The following is a 16,289-nucleotide window of genomic DNA, read 5'->3' on the forward strand; positions in this document are numbered from 1 at the left end:
AGCCTTCGCCACGAATTCATCAGGCAGCTGATTTCAAGCCCACGTCGGGAAGGGTCGGACGGCTTTTCAGGGCCTTGTCCATAATCGCCTCCACGTCTGCGCGCTCCAGAGCGCTCAGGGGTAGGCGCGGCGGGCGCGTCAGCTCCGTGCCGCGGCCCATGATCGCCTCGCAGAGCTTGATGCACTGCACGAGATCGGGGCGGGCATCCAGGTGAAGCAGCGGCATGAACCATTCATAGAGTGCCCTCGCCTCTTCGTAGCGACCCGATTTTGCCAGCCTGAAGAGGGTTTCACCCTCCTGAGGAAAGGCATTCGACATGCCGGAGACCCAGCCGGCAGCGCCGAGCATCACGCTCTCAACGACGACATCATCAAGACCCGCGAACAGAACGAAACGATCGCCGACCATGTTCTTCGTATCGGTGAAACGACGGGTATCTCCCGACGAATCTTTGAAGCAGACGATCGTTTCGCAATCGGCGAGTGAGGCCAGGATGTCGGGGGTCACGTCGTTCTTGTAGATCGGAGGGTTGTTATAGACCATCACGGGAAGGTCGGTCGCTTTGGCGACGCCCCGAAAATGTGCGGCAGTCTCGTGCGGCTTGGAGGAATAGACCAGTGCCGGCATGACCATGACACCGTCGAGCCCTACCCGCTCGGCTTCTCTGGCGACCTGCGACGCGAAGTCCGTCGTAAACTCCGCGATCCCGGCAATCACCGGCACCCGGCCACGGGACACCCCCTTGGCAGCTTCCATGATCGCCACCTTTTCTGCTCGGCTCAGCGACGTATTTTCACCCACTGTTCCGCAGACGATCAACCCGGAGACACCGTCTCGGATCAACTCGTCCATCACCCGGGCCGTGGCCTCGAGATCCAATTCGTAGTTCGCGTTGAACTGAGTGGTAACCGCGGGGAAGACCCCCTCCCATCCGATGCTGGCCATTTCGCCCTCTCCGACACTGGACATTGCTGCGGGTTATTGTAGATTGTATAAAATCTACCTTGTCAAGCCGCTCCTGGTGATGCTGCTTCAGATGCAGCGTTACCGCGATCCTTGGCTTTAGCAGCGACGTTCCCCATGGCCCCTGAAGCGAAACCAATTACCAAGCCGGCACAGAAGCCTCTTCAGCACCGGACGATCGCCGCAGCCGTGGCGCAAAGCCTGCGGGACCGGATTTTGGACGGCGCCTTCAAGGCAGGATTTCCCCTGCGGCAGGACGCCTTGGCCAACGAGTTCGGCGTCAGCCGCATCCCCGTTCGCGAAGCCTTGATGCAACTTGAAGCAGAAGGGCTCGTCAAGATTCACCCGCACCGAGGTGCCATCGTCTCAGAACTTTCCACCGAGGAGGTCGAGGAGCTTTTTGAGCTCAGAGCCCTGCTTGAGCCGCGCCTCCTGAAGGCGTCCGTCGCCCGTCTCACCCAGGACGATTATGAGACGCTCAAACAGATCCTTCAGGAGTACAGCGCCGAACTCCGGGCGAAGCATATCAGGCGCTGGGGCGAGCTGAACACAGAGTTTCATAGGCTCCTGTATCGTCACGCGGAACAGCCTCGTACGCTGGCGATCGTGGTCAATCTCCTCCAGGAATGCGATCGGCATACACGGCTCCAGCTCTCCCTCACGGATGGGATGAAACGCGCGGAGGCAGAGCATGCCGAACTCCTTCGCCTCTGCGAGACCGGACAGATCACAGCGGCCTGCGAACTCTTGCGGACCCACATCGAGGATGTCGGGAAGTCGCTGCGAACCTATCTCAAGCAGCATCAGCGGCCGGAGGAACCCCGCTGAGCGCCGATCTCTCCCATAAGACCCTTTCCATGTCGATCTGGCGCTCACACGCCCATGAATCCGCGCGGAGATATCGCCCCCAGGCTCTCATCCTTCACGTCATCGTGTGGGGCGGAGGTTCTGCGCGATCGACGGCCGCCCCTCTACCCCCTTGGAGATAACACCTAAGCGCCTGGAAGAAGCCGCTCTCGCACTTCGTAGATATTGCTGAGCTCCACCTATGATCGATATCCTGAACGGAGGGTAAAGCTCTGTACATCGACGATTGAGCATAAGAATATCCGCCGCACCTCTCAGTGGCGGTCGGGATTGGATCTGGGGGGCTCCAATAGCAGCAGCAATTCGCGTGGGCGTGATCGACAAGCATCCTCTCTTCCGGGATGGTGTGGTCCTTGCGCTGCGCTCTCAGGCGGACATCGAGGTCGTTGGCCAAGGCGCTTCGATCTGGGACGCGATCGATCTGGCCGAGAAGTCTCGTCCGCACGTGCTCGTGGTCGACGCCAGCACTTTGGATTGCAGCATGGGAGCGGTCGAGTCGATCCTCCAGCAACATCCCTCGATCCGCATTCTCTTGCTTGCCGATGAGGCATCCGAGCACCATGTTCACGCCACTTTGAAGCGCGGCGTGCGGGGCTACCTGCTGAAAGGCAGCAGCGCCGGCGAACTGGCCCAAACCGTGCGGGCGCTGAGCCAAGGACAGAGCTTCATCTCCCCAAGTCTCGCGGCGAAGCTGCTCATGCGGACTGGCTCTGGAGCGACAGGCGAAGCAACGGGATCAGGTCATCTGTCACACCTGACAGCGCGCGAACAGCAGATCTTGTCGATTCTCGTTCAAGGCCGCAGCAACAAGGAGATCGGCAGCAAACTCGAACTGAGCGAGAAGACCATCAAGCATCATCTGACGAACATTCTTCAAAAGCTGCATGTCCGGAACAGGGTGGAAGCCGCTCTCGTGGCATCCAATCACCTCCCCCAGAAGCGGCTGGCCTCCTGAGCCGATGGCAAGGCCTTGTCCGCTCGGGTTTGAAACAACCGATTGATCGTGGTTCACATCTCGCTGAAATGCTGAAGCATTTCAGTCGCATCCGGTTCGAGTCCCGTGAAGAGGCGAAAAGCGCCAACAGCCTGAAAGACCGCCATCCCTCCGCCAGACATCGTGCGGCAGCCTCGTGCCCGGGCCTGCCGCAGCAATTCCGTTTCCAGAGGAACGTAAACGATGTCGGAGACCCATAGGTCGCGACGCAGCAGGTCCGCGGAGAACGCCATGCCAGGATACTTGGCCATGCCGAGCGGAGTCGTGTTCACCACGCCCTGGGCCGTCGCAAGCGCCTCCGCGGGGAATGAACTCGAACAGGCGCGCCCGGCGCCGAAGCGATGGCACAAATCCGCCGCGAGAGTAGCAGCCCGAGCCTGATCCGTGTCGATCACGGTTACCTGACCTGTCCCCAGCGTCAGAAGTGCATGGGCAACCGCGGCCCCTGCTCCGCCGGCCCCGAATTGGACCACGCGGTCGCGCTCTACATCAGGCAGTTCCCGCCGAAAGCTTTCTGCGAACCCCGACCAATCAGTGTTGTGACCAACGCGATGCCCATCCTTCAGGATAACCGTGTTGACGGCGCCGAGCGCCGCCGCGTCGGGGGCCAGTTCGCCAACCAGCGGGATCACGGCCTGCTTGAACGGATGGGTGATGTTGAGGCCGGCAAAGCCGAAGTGTTCGGCAGCGGCCAGGATATCCGGAAGAGATCGGGGGTCGAGACCGAGCGCTTCGAAATCGATCAGCCTGTAAATATATCTCAAACCCAGTCGCTCCCCTTCCCGCTCGTGCAGGCTGGGTGTTCGCGATGCCTGAATGCCCGTCCCCACGAGGCCAGCAAGGACAGACGGCCGTCCCCGCGAGCCTGGGGCGCCATCACCATGAGATTCCGGCCCGATCAGATCTTCGCTCCTCATGAATTCAACCAGCCTTTGTTGTCCTCGAGATCATGTCGAGCATGGAGCGTACAGCCGTCGGGTAGCCGTCAGTGCCGAGGCCGGCGATGACAGCGGTCGCCACCGGAGAGACATAGGATTTGTGATAGATCTGCTCGCGCCGATGAATGTTAGAGATATGAAGCTCGATAATGGGGCCTGGGAACATCTTCAAGGCGTCCATGATAGCCATGGATGTGAAAGTGAAGGCCGCCGGGTTGATGATGACCCCACATGCTTCATCGATGGCTTCATGCACCCATTCGATCAGCTCGTATTCCCGATTCGACTGCCGGAACACCAACGGATGACCGGCTGCGGCTCCACGGCACAGAGCCTCGACTTCGACCAAGGTCGTGCGTCCGTAGATCTCTGGCTCTCGCGTTCCGAGGCGATTGAGATTGGGCCCGTTGAGGATATAGATCGGCTTGCTCATTGAGATGCGTCTCGCGATTGGAGCAGGCTCATCCCTGATAGCCAAACAGGCGTGGCAGCCAGAGCACGGTTTCAGGAACGAATGTCAGGATGGCCAGGGCGACGATCATGGCGAACAAGAAGGGCAGCGTATCCCGAACGATGTCCCGCAGGGGCTCGCCTGATATGTTCGCCATGATGAAGAGAAGCAAGCCATACGGCGGGGTGATCAGCCCGATCATGATGTTGACGACCACCACCACGCCGAAATGCACCAGATCGATGCCGAGAGCCTGAGCCGTCGGAATAAAGACCGGAACGACGATGAGCAGGATCGCGGTCCCTTCCAGGACGCAGCCGAGGAGCAGGAGCAGGACGTTCACGAAGATCAGGAAGCCGGTCGGGGAGAGGTCCCAACCAGCCAGCAGTGCCTTCACCCCCTCCGGAATGTTTTCGACGGTAACGACATAATTGAAGACGAGCGCGCCTGCGATCAGCATCCCGATCGATGATGTCGTCCGCGCACTGACCGCAAGCGCCTGATAGAAATCGCGCCAGCTCACGCTGCGATAGAGCCCGGCCGAGATGAGGAGGGCATAGGCTGCAGCGACCGCGGCTGCCTCGGTGGGTGTCATGACGCCGCTGTAGATGCCGCCGAGGAGAACGACAGGCATCATGAGCGATGGAAGTGCATCCCAGGTAATGCGTGGAAGCTTTCGCAGGGGGACCGGCTTTTCGACGGGGAAGTTCTTGCGGCGGGCCGTAATGGCCACGATGATCATCTGGCTTAGAGCCATCAGCAAGCCCGGGATGACACCGCCGAGGAACAGAAACCCGATGGAAGCATCGGACACAAGAGCGTACAGCACCATCGGAATGGACGGCGGGATGATGGGCCCGATGACGGAGGATACCGCCGTCACGGCGGCGGCATAGCTCGGCGTGTATCGTCCGTCCCGGGTCATCATGACCTGCATCATGCGGCCCGTGCCGGCGGCGTCGGCGATGGCGGATCCCGACATACCGGCGAAGATGATGCTCTGCAGAATGTTGACCTGCGCGAGCCCACCGCGGAAGCGGCCCACCAGAGCGTTGCAGAAGGCCATGAGGCGGTCGGTCATGCTGCCGATATTCATGAACTCGGCCGCCAGGATGAACAGCGGAACCGACAGGATCACGTAGTTGGAATACATTCCGTTGAGCAGTTGCTCGGCGGCTGTGCCCATGTCCTGTCCTGCCAGGAGCAGGTACAGGATCGACCCTGCAATCATCGAATGCCCGATCGGCAATCCGAGAAAGGCAAGAGCAGTGATCGCAACAAGGGAGAGCGAAAACGGGCTTGTCAGGTTCATACGCCGGAACTCGCCTTGGTGGGATCGAGATCATCCGGCGCGACCCCGCGCACAGCCTGCCAGGCAAGCCAGATGTATCGGATGATGGTCGCGACGACGAACACGAGATAGATCGAGAACAACCAGTCGAAGCGGATCTTGAGATAGCTGGTCTTTTCCACCTTCATGAAGGTGACATAATCGAAAACCGCCGGGAGAGAGATAAGATATAATGCGACAAGCGCGATGGCGGTGATGACGCACATGAATCTGCGCCCTTCGGGACCGACCGCGCCGTAGATGATATCGAAGCGGATTTCCTCGCGTTCGGTGATGACGAAAGAGGCACCCCAGAGAACGAGCCAGATCCAGAGAACAACGCTGATCTCATGGGTCCATCCGATCGGGAGACCGAGGATGTAACGGAATGCGATCTGCAAAAGAAAAGCCAGAAACATCAAACCCAGCATAGCGGCCGCCACGTTCTCGGCACGCCGGGCAAGCCACGCACCAATCGCTCGCGAGGATGAAGTCATGAGTGCCACCGCTTCCTGAGAAGTCATCGAGCCGAGGGGAAAAGTGCAGTCGCCGAATGCTGATGCACCGGCGACTGCAGGTTCCCGCTACATCGCGTTGATCTTGTCGAGCATGCCAGGCTGCCAGCCCTTCGCCAGATCCGAGGCCAGGTACTTCTTCTGTGCATATTCGCGGAAGGCTTTCAGGTCGGGCGTATAGACGTCCAAGCCCTTTTCCTTGAAGAACGTCGCGAGCTCCGTCTCCTTTTTGAGATGCTCCTGGGTGCTCCATTCGATCGCCTTGTCGGCAGCCGCCTGGAAGGCCGCCTGCTTTTCCGGCGACATGGCGTTCCAGACCTTGTTGGACACGGCCAGAACGTCGAAGCCCACGAGGTGGGACGTCAGTGCGACCTGCGACATGACCTCGTAGAACTTCATGTTCTGCACGTTCGGAAGCGGATTGTCCTGGCCGTCGATGGCGCCGGTCTGCAACCCTGTATAGACTTCGGCATAGGCCATTGGCGTCGGGTTCGCCCCCAGTGCCTGACCCAGGAACTGCCAGGCATCCCCTCCAGGCATTCGAAGCTTGATGCCGGCAAGATCCTCAGGCTTGTTGATCTTCTTGCTTGGCTTGAGACCCACATGCCTGGCGCCGAAATAGGTCGGACCGAGGATGTGGATGCCAAGCTGGTCGGAGGCCATCTTCTTGAGCTGTTGGCCGACATCGCTCGCAAACACCTTCTTCAAGTGATCGGCGTCGCGGAAGAGATAGGCGGACGTCACGATGGACCAGGCGGGGATCTGGTTGGAAATGTCCTGTGGGGCGATATTGCCCATCTCAAGATTGCCGCGCTGCATCGCGACCAACTCGGTTCCCTGCTTGAACAGGGTGCCGCCGTAGTATGGCTGCAGCGCAAACCCCTGGGCTTTGATCTCTTCTCCGAACCGCTTCATCATCTCGGCCCGGATGTCCTGCTCCGAGAACACGGCCGAGAACCTGAGGTTCGTCGGCGCCTGAGCCAAGGCAGCGCCACTCATGCCGCATGCCAACAGGGCTGCGCACACCCCCATCAGGGAGCGACGATCGATCTTGAATGCCATGGTTCCCTCTCCTCTTCGTGCTGCGCATTCATTCGCGTCTTTGCCCGACTATCTCCTTTGAGGAACCAGGAATCAATAGTCGATTCCGAAAATATCTGGTAATCCTGATTTCAACGGTTATTTCTTGATCGGCCTGAAATCCGGCGCGGTTGGAGGTTACTCAGGTTCAATCATGGGAAAACGGCTTGATGAGCATTGAACTGGTGGCGACGTCTATCGCCGATCGAGCCTATGCCCGGATCCGGGACGATATCGTTTTCGGCCGCCTCGCCCCTGGGGCCAAGCTGCGGCTGGACAGGCTTTCGAGCCTGTACGGGGCGGGCGTCAGTACCCTGCGCGAGATTCTGAGTCGCTTGTCATCCGAAGGGCTGGTCATCGCGGAAGGCCAGCGCGGCTTCCGAGTCGCCCCGGTCTCACCTCAAGGCTTCGAGGACGTCGCGGCGATGCGGCTTCTCCTTGAAACCTATGCGCTGCCCTTGTCCTTCGCGGCCGGCGACCTGGAATGGGAGAGCAGGGTCGTCGCCGCTCATCACAAGCTCGCCTCCATGGAGCGGCGGATGCTGGCCGGCGATCAGGAGGGCACGGAGCTTTGGAAACGATACGACAGGGAGTTCCACCAATCCCTCATCGAGGCTTGCGCGTCGCAGACCCTTCTCGATCTCTATGGCGGCGTTTTCGACCAGTATCTCCGGTACCAGATGGTCGCGGTCGTGTTTCGTGGAGAGATCGCCGCCAAGGAGCATAAGGCGTTGCTGGACTGCGCTCTCGCACGCGACGCCGCCCGGGCCTGCCAGGTGCTGACCGGGCATGTGAACGGATGCGTGGCCTTCACCCTGGAGAGCGGGGCGCTGAAATGACAGATGACGGGCAGGAGATCCCACAACCTTCGACAATCGGAGAAAGCGCCTACCAGAAGGTCCGCTCCGACATCGTGTTCGGTCGCCTGCCGCCCGGCAGGAAGCTGAGGCTCGACCGGCTGAAGGCCGATTACGGCGCCAGCGTCAGCACGCTCCGGGAAATTCTGAACCGGCTCCAATCGGAACGCCTGGTGGTCGCCGAAGGCCAGAAGGGGTTCGAGGTCGCGCCCGTGTCGATCGCGAATCTGCGGGAGATCGCCGCCCTGCGTCAGCTCCTCGAATGTCGGGCGCTGGAGCAGTCGTTCCGGGCTGGCGACATGGAGTGGGAAGGGCGGGTCGTCGCCGCCCACCACCGGCTGGCCCGCATGGAGGAGCGGATGGCCCAGGGCGACAGGACGCATTCCGAGGAATGGAAGCGGTACGACTGGCAGTTCCACCAGGCGCTGATTTCCGCCTGCGGATCGAAAATGCTGATCGACACCCATGCGGCCGTCTTCGACAAGTACCTTCGCTATCAGATGATCGCCCTGAGCTATCGCGGAGACATCGCGGAACGGGAGCATGCTCAACTCCTGGAATGCGCCCTGAAGCGGGACACAAAACGGGCCTGCGAGGTCCTCACGCAACACGTCGCCGGCGGCGTCGAACACGCCCTCGCCACCGGCACCATCGGATGACATCGGACGAGGAGCATGCACACAGCCATCGCCACCGTTTGCCTGAGCGGGACCCTCAGCGAGAAGATCGAAGCCATCGCGGCGGCCGGGTTCAATGGCGTCGAGATCTTCGAGAACGATCTCTTGTCCTTCAACGGCACGCCGGCCGACGTGCGGCGCATGGTCGAGGGTCTCGGGCTCGGGACGATCACGTTCCAGCCCTTCCGCGACTTCGAGGGCATGCCCGAGCCGCAGCGCTCCAAGGTCTTCGCCCGGGCCGAGCGCAAGTTCGACGTGATGCAGGAGCTCGGCTGCGATCTCCTCATGGTGTGCAGCAACGTCTCTCCGGATTCCCTCGGCGGGATCGAGCGGGCGGCGGCCGACTTCCGGGAGCTCGGCGAACGGGCGGAGAAGCGTGGCATGCGCGTCGCGTTCGAAGCGCTCTCCTGGGGGCGCCACATCCATGACTACCGCGACGCCTGGGAGGTCGTCCGCCGGGCCGATCATCCCGCGGTCGGACTCGTGCTGGATTCCTTCCACATCCTGGCGCGCGGGACGGACCTCTCGGCGATCCGGTCGATCCCGTCGGACAGGATCTTCCTCGTGCAGATGGCCGATGCGCCGAGGCTCGCCATGGATTACCTGTCCTGGAGCCGGCATTACCGGTGCTTCCCCGGGCAGGGCGACCTGCCGGTCGACGATTTCATGCTCGCGCTGAATGCGACCGGCTTCGACGGGCTCCTGTCCCTGGAGATCTTCAACGACCGGTTTCGGGCGGGCTCGGCCCGCAGCGTCGCGGTTGACGGGCACCGGTCCCTGATCGCCATGCTGGACGAGATGCGCCGGCGCACGGGCACGGCCTCCCCCGATCTGCCGGCGTTGCCGCCGAAGGCCTCCTGCTCCGGGGTCGAGTTCGTCGAGTTCGCCATCGACGAGCGCGGCGCAGTGGAGTTCGAGCGGACCTTGAGCCGGCTCGGCTTCCGGAAGGCCGGGATCCACCGCTCCAAGGCCGTGACGCGATGGCGGCAGGGCGGCATCAACATCGTGGTCAATGCGGACAAGGAGGGCTTCGCCCATTCCTTCAACATCACGCACGGCACCGCCGTCTGCGCCCTGGCCCTGCGCGTCGACGATGCGCCGGGAGCGATCGACCGGGCGGTCAGGCTGCTGGATCAGCCATTCCAGCAACCAGCCGGACCGGGCGAGATGACCATCCCGGCCGTGCGCGGCCTCGGCGGAAGCCTTCTCTACTTCGTCGACAGCAAGACCGGTCTCGACCGGCTCTGGGACGTGGACTTCCAGCCCGTCGACGCCGACGACGTCGCAGGCGCCGGCCTGAAGGCGGTCGATCACGTGTCCCAGTCGATGCATTACGAGGAGATGCTCACGTGGCTGTTGTTCTACACCTCCCTCCTGGAGGTGCGGAAAACCCCCGTTCAGGCGGTGATCGATCCCGGCGGCGTGGTGCAGAGCCAGGCCATCGAGACGGCCGACGGCACGCTGCGGCTCATCCTCAACGCCTCCCAGAGCCAGCGCACGCTGTCGTCCCGCTTCCTGAACGATCTCTTCGGATCGGGCGTCCAGCACATCGCCCTGTCGACCGACGACATCTTCGCGACGGTCGAACATCTCAGGGCGAACGGCGTCGATCTCCTGCCCATTCCGGAGAACTACTATGACGATCTCGAGGTGAGAACGGACCTCTCCGCAGAGGACGTCGAACGGCTGCGCGCTGGCAACATCCTGTATGACCGGGAGGGCGCGGCGGAATACTTCCAGGTCTACACCGGAACCCTCGAGGGCGGATTCTTCTTCGAGATCGTCGAACGGCGCGGCTACCAGGGCTACGGCGCGACGAACGCGCCGATCCGGCTGGCGTCGCAGACCCTTCTCACGTCCATGACGGCTCCACCCGAGATGTGACGACGGGCCGTCAGCCCCGCATGAGCCTCCTGGCCTCGGCGAGGCTGGCGCCGGCCGCCGCGGCCAGGAGGCGCACGTCGTTGGGCAGGGTCACGAGGTCGAAGCCCCAGCCGACGGCCTTGGCCGCATAGCCCGGCGAGCCGCAATGGAGCGCCGCGCGGATCCCGGCCTGATGGGCCTTCGCCAGGATGGTCTGGATGGCCTCGACCATCTCCGGCTCCTCGCGGTCGAAGCCGACCGGATAGCGCTTGCCGGTGAGCCCGAGGGTGAGATCGGCGGGACCGATATAGACGCCGTCGAGCCCGGGCGTCGTGACGATCTCATCGAGGTTCCGGAACGCTTCCGCCGTTTCGATCATGGCGAAACAGAGCATGTTGTCGTCGGCCTCGGCCGCATAGTTCGATCCGGCCGAGAAGTTGGCGCGGGTCGGCCCCAGGCTGCGGGTTCCGCTGGGCGGATAGCGGACATAGGAGACCAGTTCCGCCGCCTGCGCCCGGTTGTTGATCATCGGGCAGATGACCCCGTAGGCGCCGGCATCGAGCGCCTTCATGATGGGCGCGGGATCGAGCCACGGAACACGCATCAGGGGCGTGACGTCGCTCGAGCGCATGGCCTGCAGCATGCCGACCGCGGCCTGATAGTCGACGACGCCGTGCTGCAGGTCGATGGTGAGGGAGTCGTAGCCCTGCTCGGCCAGGATTTCGGACGTGAAGGCATTGGCGATCGACAGCCATCCGTTCAGGACGGGCTTCCCGTCCGCCCAGAGGGACTTGATTCTGTTCGGCTTCATCCCGCCTCCTGGCCCAGTGGCATATGACGGCCCCGGTTGTGTAGCGCGCCGAGCCCGCGTCCGTCAAAAGACGAGACCGGCGCGAGGATGCCTGCGCCGGCCTCCCGGGATCAGCGTCCGTTCGCCTTGCGCCAGGCTGCGAAGTCGCCGTGCGTGCGCTCATCCGTCGGCGGGTAGAGCCCCAGGATCGAGCGGCCCTTCAGCACCTCTTCTTGTACGAAATCCTCGAACGCCGTCATCTCGACGGCCTCCGCGGCGACCTCGTCGGCCAGATGCGCCGGGATCACCACCACGCCCTCGCCGTCGCCTACGACGATGTCGCCCGGCCACACGGGCACGTCGCCGCACCCGATGGGAACGTTGATGTCGAGGGCTTGATGATGGGTCAGGTTGGTCGGGGCCGAGGGGCGATTGTGATAGGCCGGGATCCCGAGCCGCGCGATCTCGGGCGAATCCCGGAAGCCGCCGTCGGTCACCACGCCGGCGACGCCGCGCTTCATCAGGCGCGACACCAGAATCCCGCCCGCCGAGGCCGCGCGGGCATCCTTGCGGCTGTCGATCACCATGACGGCGCCGGGCGGGCACTCCTCGACGGCCTTGCGCTGCGGGTGGGCGCGATCCTGGAACACGCTGATCGGGTTCAGATCCTCCCGGGCCGGGATGTAGCGGAGGGTGAAGGCCTCGCCGACCATGTTGCCGAGGTTCGGGTTGAGCGGGCGAACGTCCTGGATGAACTGGTTGCGCAATCCGCGCTTGTAGAGGGCCGTGCACAGGGTCGCCGTGCTGACGGTCTTGAGCTTCTCGCGGGTGTCCGGTTTCAGCGTCGTCATGATTGCCTCCATCTGTCAGTAGATCGCCGGCTCGCCCGTGGGCGCGCCGAAGCTCGTCTCCAGGAAATCGAAGTCGCAGCCCTCGTGCGCCTGCTTGATGTGCCGAGTGAACATCCACCCATAACCGCGCTCGAAGCGCGGCTCAGGCCTGACCCAGGCGGCACGGCGCCGCTCGAGTTCCTCGTCGGGGACATCGAGGCTGATGGTGCGCTCCGCTACGTTCACCGAAATCATGTCGCCGGTCTTTACCAGGGCCAGCGGCCCGCCGATATAGGATTCCGGTGAGACATGCAGGATGCACGCGCCATAGCTCGTGCCGCTCATGCGGGCATCCGAAAGGCGCAGCATGTCGCGCACGCCCTGCTTCACCAGTTTCCTCGGGATCGGCAGCATGCCCCATTCCGGCATGCCGGGCCCCCCTTGCGGGCCGGCGTTGCGCAGGATGAGGATGTGATCGGCCGACACATCGAGGTTCTCGTCGTCGATGGCGGCCTTCATGGAGGGATAGTCATCGAATACGAGAGCCGGCCCCGTGTGGTTCAGGTAGCGCGGATCGCAGGCGCTCGGCTTGATCACGCAGCCGTCGGGAGCGAGGTTTCCCTTGAGAACCGCGAGCGCGCCCTCGGCATAGATCGGGTTGTCGATGCTTCGAATGACGTCGTCGTTGTAGACCTCCGCCCCGGCGATGTTCTCACCCAGGGTCCGGCCGCTGACCGTCATCGCATCGAGGTGGAGATGATCCCTGATGCGGGTCATCAGCGCCGGCAGGCCGCCGGCGTAGAAGAAGTCCTCCATCAGGTATCTGTCGCCGCTCGGCCTGACATTGGCGATGACAGGCACCTTGCGGCTGGCCGCCTCGAAGTCGTCGAGACCGATCTCCTGTCCGGCCCGCCGCGCCTGGGCGATCAGGTGAATGATGGCGTTGGTCGAGCAGCCCATCGCCATGGCGACGGCGATGCCGTTCAGGAACGCCCCGCGGGTCTGGATCCGGTCGAGGGTCAGGTCGTCCCAGACCATCTCCACGATTCGCCGTCCGCATTCGGCGCTCATGCGGACATGATTGGCGTCGGGAGCCGGAATGGACGACGCCCCCGGCAGAGTCATGCCGATGGCCTCGGCGATCGCCGTCATGGTGGAGGCCGTGCCCATGGTCATGCAGGTGCCGTGGCTGCGCGCGATCCCGGCTTCCATGTTGAGCCAGTCGGCATCCGTGATCGTGCCGGCGCGCCGCTCGTCCCAGTACTTCCAGGCATCGGAGCCGGATCCCAGGATCCTGCCCTTCCAGTTGCCGCGCAGCATCGGGCCTGCCGGCAGGTAGATGGCAGGAAGCCCCGCGCTCGTGGCGCCCAGAAGCAGCGCGGGCGTGGTCTTGTCGCAGCCGCCCATCAGGACGACGCCGTCGACCGGATGCGACCGCAGCAGCTCCTCCACGTCCATGGCCAGCATGTTGCGGTAGAGCATGGTGGTCGGCTTAACGTATTGCTCGGCGAGCGAGATCCCGGGGAGCTCGACCGGGAAGCCTCCGGCCTGAAGGACGCCCCGCTTCACGTCGTCGACGCGCTGCTTGAAATGCGCGTGGCACGGGTTGATGTCGGACCAGGTGTTGAGGATGGCGATGACAGGACGGCCGACCCAATCGTCGGGGGCATAGCCCATCTGCATCATGCGGGAGCGGTGACCGAAGCCCCGCAGGTCGTCGGGCGCGAACCAGCGCGCGCTCCTGAGAGTTTCAGGCGTCTTTCGTGCAGTCATGGTGCGAAAACTCGTCGATGGGGAGGAAGGATGGTCGCAGCCGAGGCAGGCTCAGCTCTGCAGGCCCCACTTCCGGATGGTCTTGCGCTCGATGGTCCTGAAGATCAGGTTCTCGACCACGAGGCCGATGATGATCACGGTCAGCAGTCCGGCAAACACGGACGGGATGTCGAGCAGGTTGCGGTTCTCGAAGATGAACCAGCCCAGTCCCCCCTGGCCCGACGACACGCCGAAGACGAGCTCCGCGGCGATCAGCGTGCGCCAGGCGAAGGCCCAGCCGATCTTGAGGCCCGTGAGGATCGACGGGAAGGCGGCCGGAACCAAGATCTTGAACACGTAGGAGAGCCCTTTGAGGCCGTAGTTGCGCCCCACCATCCGCAGGGTCTGCGACACGCCCAGGAACCCGGAATGGGTGTTGAGCGCCACGGCCCAGAGAACCGAATGGATCAGGATGAAGACGAGGCTGCCGTTGCCGAGGCCGAACCAGATCAGCGCCAGGGGCAGCAGCGCGATGGCCGGCAGAGGGTTGAACATCGCCGTCATCGTTTCGAGGAAATCGGTGCCGATGCGGGTGTTGATGGCGAGAATCGTCAGGATCGCCGCAATGGTGACGCCGGACGCGTAACCCATCAGGAGAACTTTCAGCGAGGTCCAAGCCCTCGCCGGGAGCGTGCCGTCGGCGATCCGGTCGACCATGGTCGACAGCGTGTCGCTCAAGGTCGGGAAGAGAAGCGGATTATCCAGGTAGCGGCCGTAGATCTCCCAGATGATCCCGAGGAAGATGATGATCACGGTCTTGCGGACGAAGCCGTTCCCCCAGGCCAGCTCGAAGGTGCCGAGCCTGCGCTCGACCTCCCCCGTAGGCGTTTGCGCTGCTGCCGTATCGGCGCGCATCACGATCTGTGCTTGGCTCATGAGCGTCATCCCTAATGTGCGACTTCGTCGGCGAACAGAAGTTCGTGAATGTGTTTCTCGAGCTGCCCAGCGCTGCCGTCCGTGGGCGAGACCCGGTCCACGTCGTTGACCTCGGCCTTCACGCGTCCCGGATGGGGCGACAGAAGCAGGATGCGGTTCCCGATCTTGATCGCTTCCGCGATGGAATGGGTGACGAACATCACGGTGAACTTCGTGTCCTCCCAGAGCTGCAGAAGCTCGTCCTGGCAGGTTCTCCTCGTGAGCGCGTCGAGAGCCGCGAAGGGCTCATCCATGAGCAGGATGTCCGGCTCCATGGCCATGCCGCGGGCGATCGCGACGCGCTGCTTCATGCCGCCCGACAGCGTGTGCGGGTACGAATTGACGGCGCGCGTGAGATTGACCTTCTCGATATAGGCGCGGGCCCGGTCCTCCGCCTCCTTACGCGGCAGCTTTCGCGCCGCCAGCAGGGGAAACATCACGTTCTCCAGAACGGTCTTCCACGGCAGCAACTGGTCGAACTCCTGGAACACCATCATGCGGTCGGCGCCGGGCTCGGTGACGTCGCGCCCCTTGATGCGGATGCGCCCTTCGCTCGGGCTCAGGTAGCCGCCGACCGCCTTGAGCAGCGTGGACTTGCCGCATCCGGACGGGCCGAGCAGAACAAAGCGATCCGACTGGTTGACCTGGAAGCTGACCCGATCGGTCGCCGTTACGAGAACGCTGGGAGTTTTATAGCGCAGCGTGACGCCACTGACGTCGAGAAGAGCGGACATCGATCAATACCTGACATGAAATGGAGTGGAGCGCCCGGTCTATGCGCCGGGCGCCAGGCGCAATTCGTCAGCTGCCGTTGAGATCGTGCGCGATCGGCAGGTAGAAGTCTTTCCAGGATTTGGGCTGGGTCTTGAGCGTGCCGATCTTGTAGAGATGCTCGGCGAACTTCATCGTGCCCTGCGGCTCGAGGTTCCACTCCATCATGCCGGGCTCCTTGAGCCATGCGAGCAGATCCTCCGGGCTGGTCTTGTCGCCAGTGATCTCCTTGTAGATGTCGACCGCCGCCTTCGTGTCGCTGCGGATGAAGTCCTGCGCCTCCTTGGACGCGGCACGGACGGCCTCGATGACCTTCGGGTTGGCCTCGGCGAATTTCGTCGTCGTGAAGAACTGGCCCTGCGTGAGCGGCCCGCCGATGATGTCGGGCGATTGCAGGATGATGCGCGCGTTGGGAACCGTCTTCATCTCGATGTACTGGAAGGGCGGAGCCGCAAAGTGGTTCTTCACCTCGTGCTGTGGATTGGTCATGGCCACGACGGCGTCCGGATGGCCGAGCTGCACCGTGTTGGCGTCGAGCTTCGACCATTGGTCGGCGCCGAACTCCTTGGCGCTCGCCATCTGGAGCAGGATCGCCTGGGTCGAGACCTTGACGGTCGGCACGGCGATCTTGTCGC

At 63.0% G+C, this 16,289-nt stretch carries 17 protein-coding genes; 5 read left to right on the top strand and 12 right to left on the bottom strand.

From position 1 onward, the window contains the following. Window positions 1-19: 19 nt before the first annotated feature. The gene (locus tag NF876_RS22755; RefSeq protein ID WP_262270830.1) at window positions 20-946 is read right to left on the bottom strand and encodes a dihydrodipicolinate synthase family protein; all 927 of its coding nucleotides are present in this window, start codon (window positions 944-946) and stop codon (window positions 20-22) included. A gap of 135 nt (window positions 947-1,081) precedes the next feature. Here NF876_RS22755 and NF876_RS22760 point away from each other — a divergent pair, with 135 nt between their 5' ends. Beyond that, a complete protein-coding gene (locus NF876_RS22760; protein WP_262270831.1) occupies window positions 1,082-1,792 on the top strand; it encodes a GntR family transcriptional regulator in 711 nt (236 codons plus the stop codon). A 346-nt stretch (window positions 1,793-2,138) separates the two neighbouring features. Further along, a complete protein-coding gene (locus tag NF876_RS22765) occupies window positions 2,139-2,786 on the top strand; it encodes a LuxR C-terminal-related transcriptional regulator (protein ID WP_262270832.1) in 648 nt (215 codons plus the stop codon). Window positions 2,787-2,839: 53 nt separating this feature from the next. On the opposite strand, the gene NF876_RS22770 is transcribed toward NF876_RS22765, so the two are convergent. The 5 genes from NF876_RS22770 to dctP all read right to left on the bottom strand — a co-directional run bounded on the left by NF876_RS22770 (window position 2,840) and on the right by dctP (window position 7,121). Next, entirely contained in the window at window positions 2,840-3,742 is a 903-nt protein-coding gene (locus NF876_RS22770) for a shikimate dehydrogenase (protein WP_373696706.1), read from the bottom strand. A gap of 4 nt (window positions 3,743-3,746) precedes the next feature. Next, window positions 3,747-4,196 carry a type II 3-dehydroquinate dehydratase gene (locus NF876_RS22775; RefSeq protein ID WP_262270833.1) on the bottom strand — a complete coding sequence of 150 codons (450 nt, stop codon included), beginning with the start codon at window positions 4,194-4,196 and terminating at the stop codon, window positions 3,747-3,749. A gap of 28 nt (window positions 4,197-4,224) precedes the next feature. Continuing rightward, window positions 4,225-5,526: a TRAP transporter large permease gene (locus NF876_RS22780; protein ID WP_262270834.1), complete on the bottom strand. Its 1,302-nt coding sequence runs from the start codon at window positions 5,524-5,526 to the stop codon at window positions 4,225-4,227. Then, window positions 5,523-6,041, bottom strand: a complete 519-nt coding sequence (locus tag NF876_RS22785) for a TRAP transporter small permease (RefSeq protein WP_262270835.1) — start codon at window positions 6,039-6,041, stop codon at window positions 5,523-5,525. The genes NF876_RS22780 and NF876_RS22785 overlap by 4 nt, the downstream gene beginning before the upstream one ends. Before the next feature lie 87 nt (window positions 6,042-6,128). Further along, the gene (gene dctP, locus NF876_RS22790) at window positions 6,129-7,121 is read right to left on the bottom strand and encodes a TRAP transporter substrate-binding protein DctP (RefSeq protein WP_262270836.1); all 993 of its coding nucleotides are present in this window, start codon (window positions 7,119-7,121) and stop codon (window positions 6,129-6,131) included. A 188-nt stretch (window positions 7,122-7,309) separates the two neighbouring features. Here dctP and NF876_RS22795 point away from each other — a divergent pair, with 188 nt between their 5' ends. The 3 genes from NF876_RS22795 to NF876_RS22805 are packed head-to-tail and all read left to right on the top strand — an operon-like array spanning window position 7,310 to window position 10,557. After that, window positions 7,310-7,978 carry a GntR family transcriptional regulator gene (locus tag NF876_RS22795; RefSeq protein WP_262270837.1) on the top strand — a complete coding sequence of 223 codons (669 nt, stop codon included), beginning with the start codon at window positions 7,310-7,312 and terminating at the stop codon, window positions 7,976-7,978. Further along, window positions 7,975-8,655 (top strand): GntR family transcriptional regulator, encoded by a 681-nt coding sequence (locus NF876_RS22800; RefSeq protein ID WP_262270838.1) that lies wholly within the window; start codon window positions 7,975-7,977, stop codon window positions 8,653-8,655. The genes NF876_RS22795 and NF876_RS22800 overlap by 4 nt, the downstream gene beginning before the upstream one ends. Before the next feature lie 15 nt (window positions 8,656-8,670). Next, window positions 8,671-10,557 (top strand): bifunctional sugar phosphate isomerase/epimerase/4-hydroxyphenylpyruvate dioxygenase family protein, encoded by a 1,887-nt coding sequence (locus NF876_RS22805; protein WP_262270839.1) that lies wholly within the window; start codon window positions 8,671-8,673, stop codon window positions 10,555-10,557. Between the two features lie 10 nt (window positions 10,558-10,567). Here NF876_RS22805 and NF876_RS22810 read toward each other — a convergent pair whose 3' ends face one another. The 6 genes from NF876_RS22810 to NF876_RS22835 all read right to left on the bottom strand — a co-directional run. Next, window positions 10,568-11,347 (bottom strand): HpcH/HpaI aldolase family protein, encoded by a 780-nt coding sequence (locus tag NF876_RS22810; protein ID WP_262270840.1) that lies wholly within the window; start codon window positions 11,345-11,347, stop codon window positions 10,568-10,570. 110 nt (window positions 11,348-11,457) lie between these two features. After that, window positions 11,458-12,177, bottom strand: coding sequence for a ribonuclease activity regulator RraA (locus tag NF876_RS22815; protein WP_262270841.1), 720 nt, complete (start codon window positions 12,175-12,177; stop codon window positions 11,458-11,460). Window positions 12,178-12,192: 15 nt separating this feature from the next. Further along, the gene (gene araD, locus NF876_RS22820) at window positions 12,193-13,929 is read right to left on the bottom strand and encodes an L-arabinonate dehydratase (RefSeq protein WP_262270842.1); all 1,737 of its coding nucleotides are present in this window, start codon (window positions 13,927-13,929) and stop codon (window positions 12,193-12,195) included. A gap of 51 nt (window positions 13,930-13,980) precedes the next feature. Beyond that, complete coding sequence (locus NF876_RS22825) at window positions 13,981-14,844, bottom strand: ABC transporter permease (protein WP_262270843.1); 864 nt, start codon at window positions 14,842-14,844, stop codon at window positions 13,981-13,983. An 11-nt stretch (window positions 14,845-14,855) separates the two neighbouring features. Beyond that, window positions 14,856-15,617, bottom strand: a complete 762-nt coding sequence (locus NF876_RS22830; protein ID WP_173950153.1) for an ABC transporter ATP-binding protein — start codon at window positions 15,615-15,617, stop codon at window positions 14,856-14,858. A gap of 67 nt (window positions 15,618-15,684) precedes the next feature. Further along, window positions 15,685-16,289, bottom strand: a 605-nt coding sequence (locus NF876_RS22835) for a substrate-binding domain-containing protein (RefSeq protein WP_507237399.1), incomplete at its 5' end; no start/stop codon positions are given.

The sequence above is a fragment of the Microvirga yunnanensis genome (assembly GCF_025460875.1).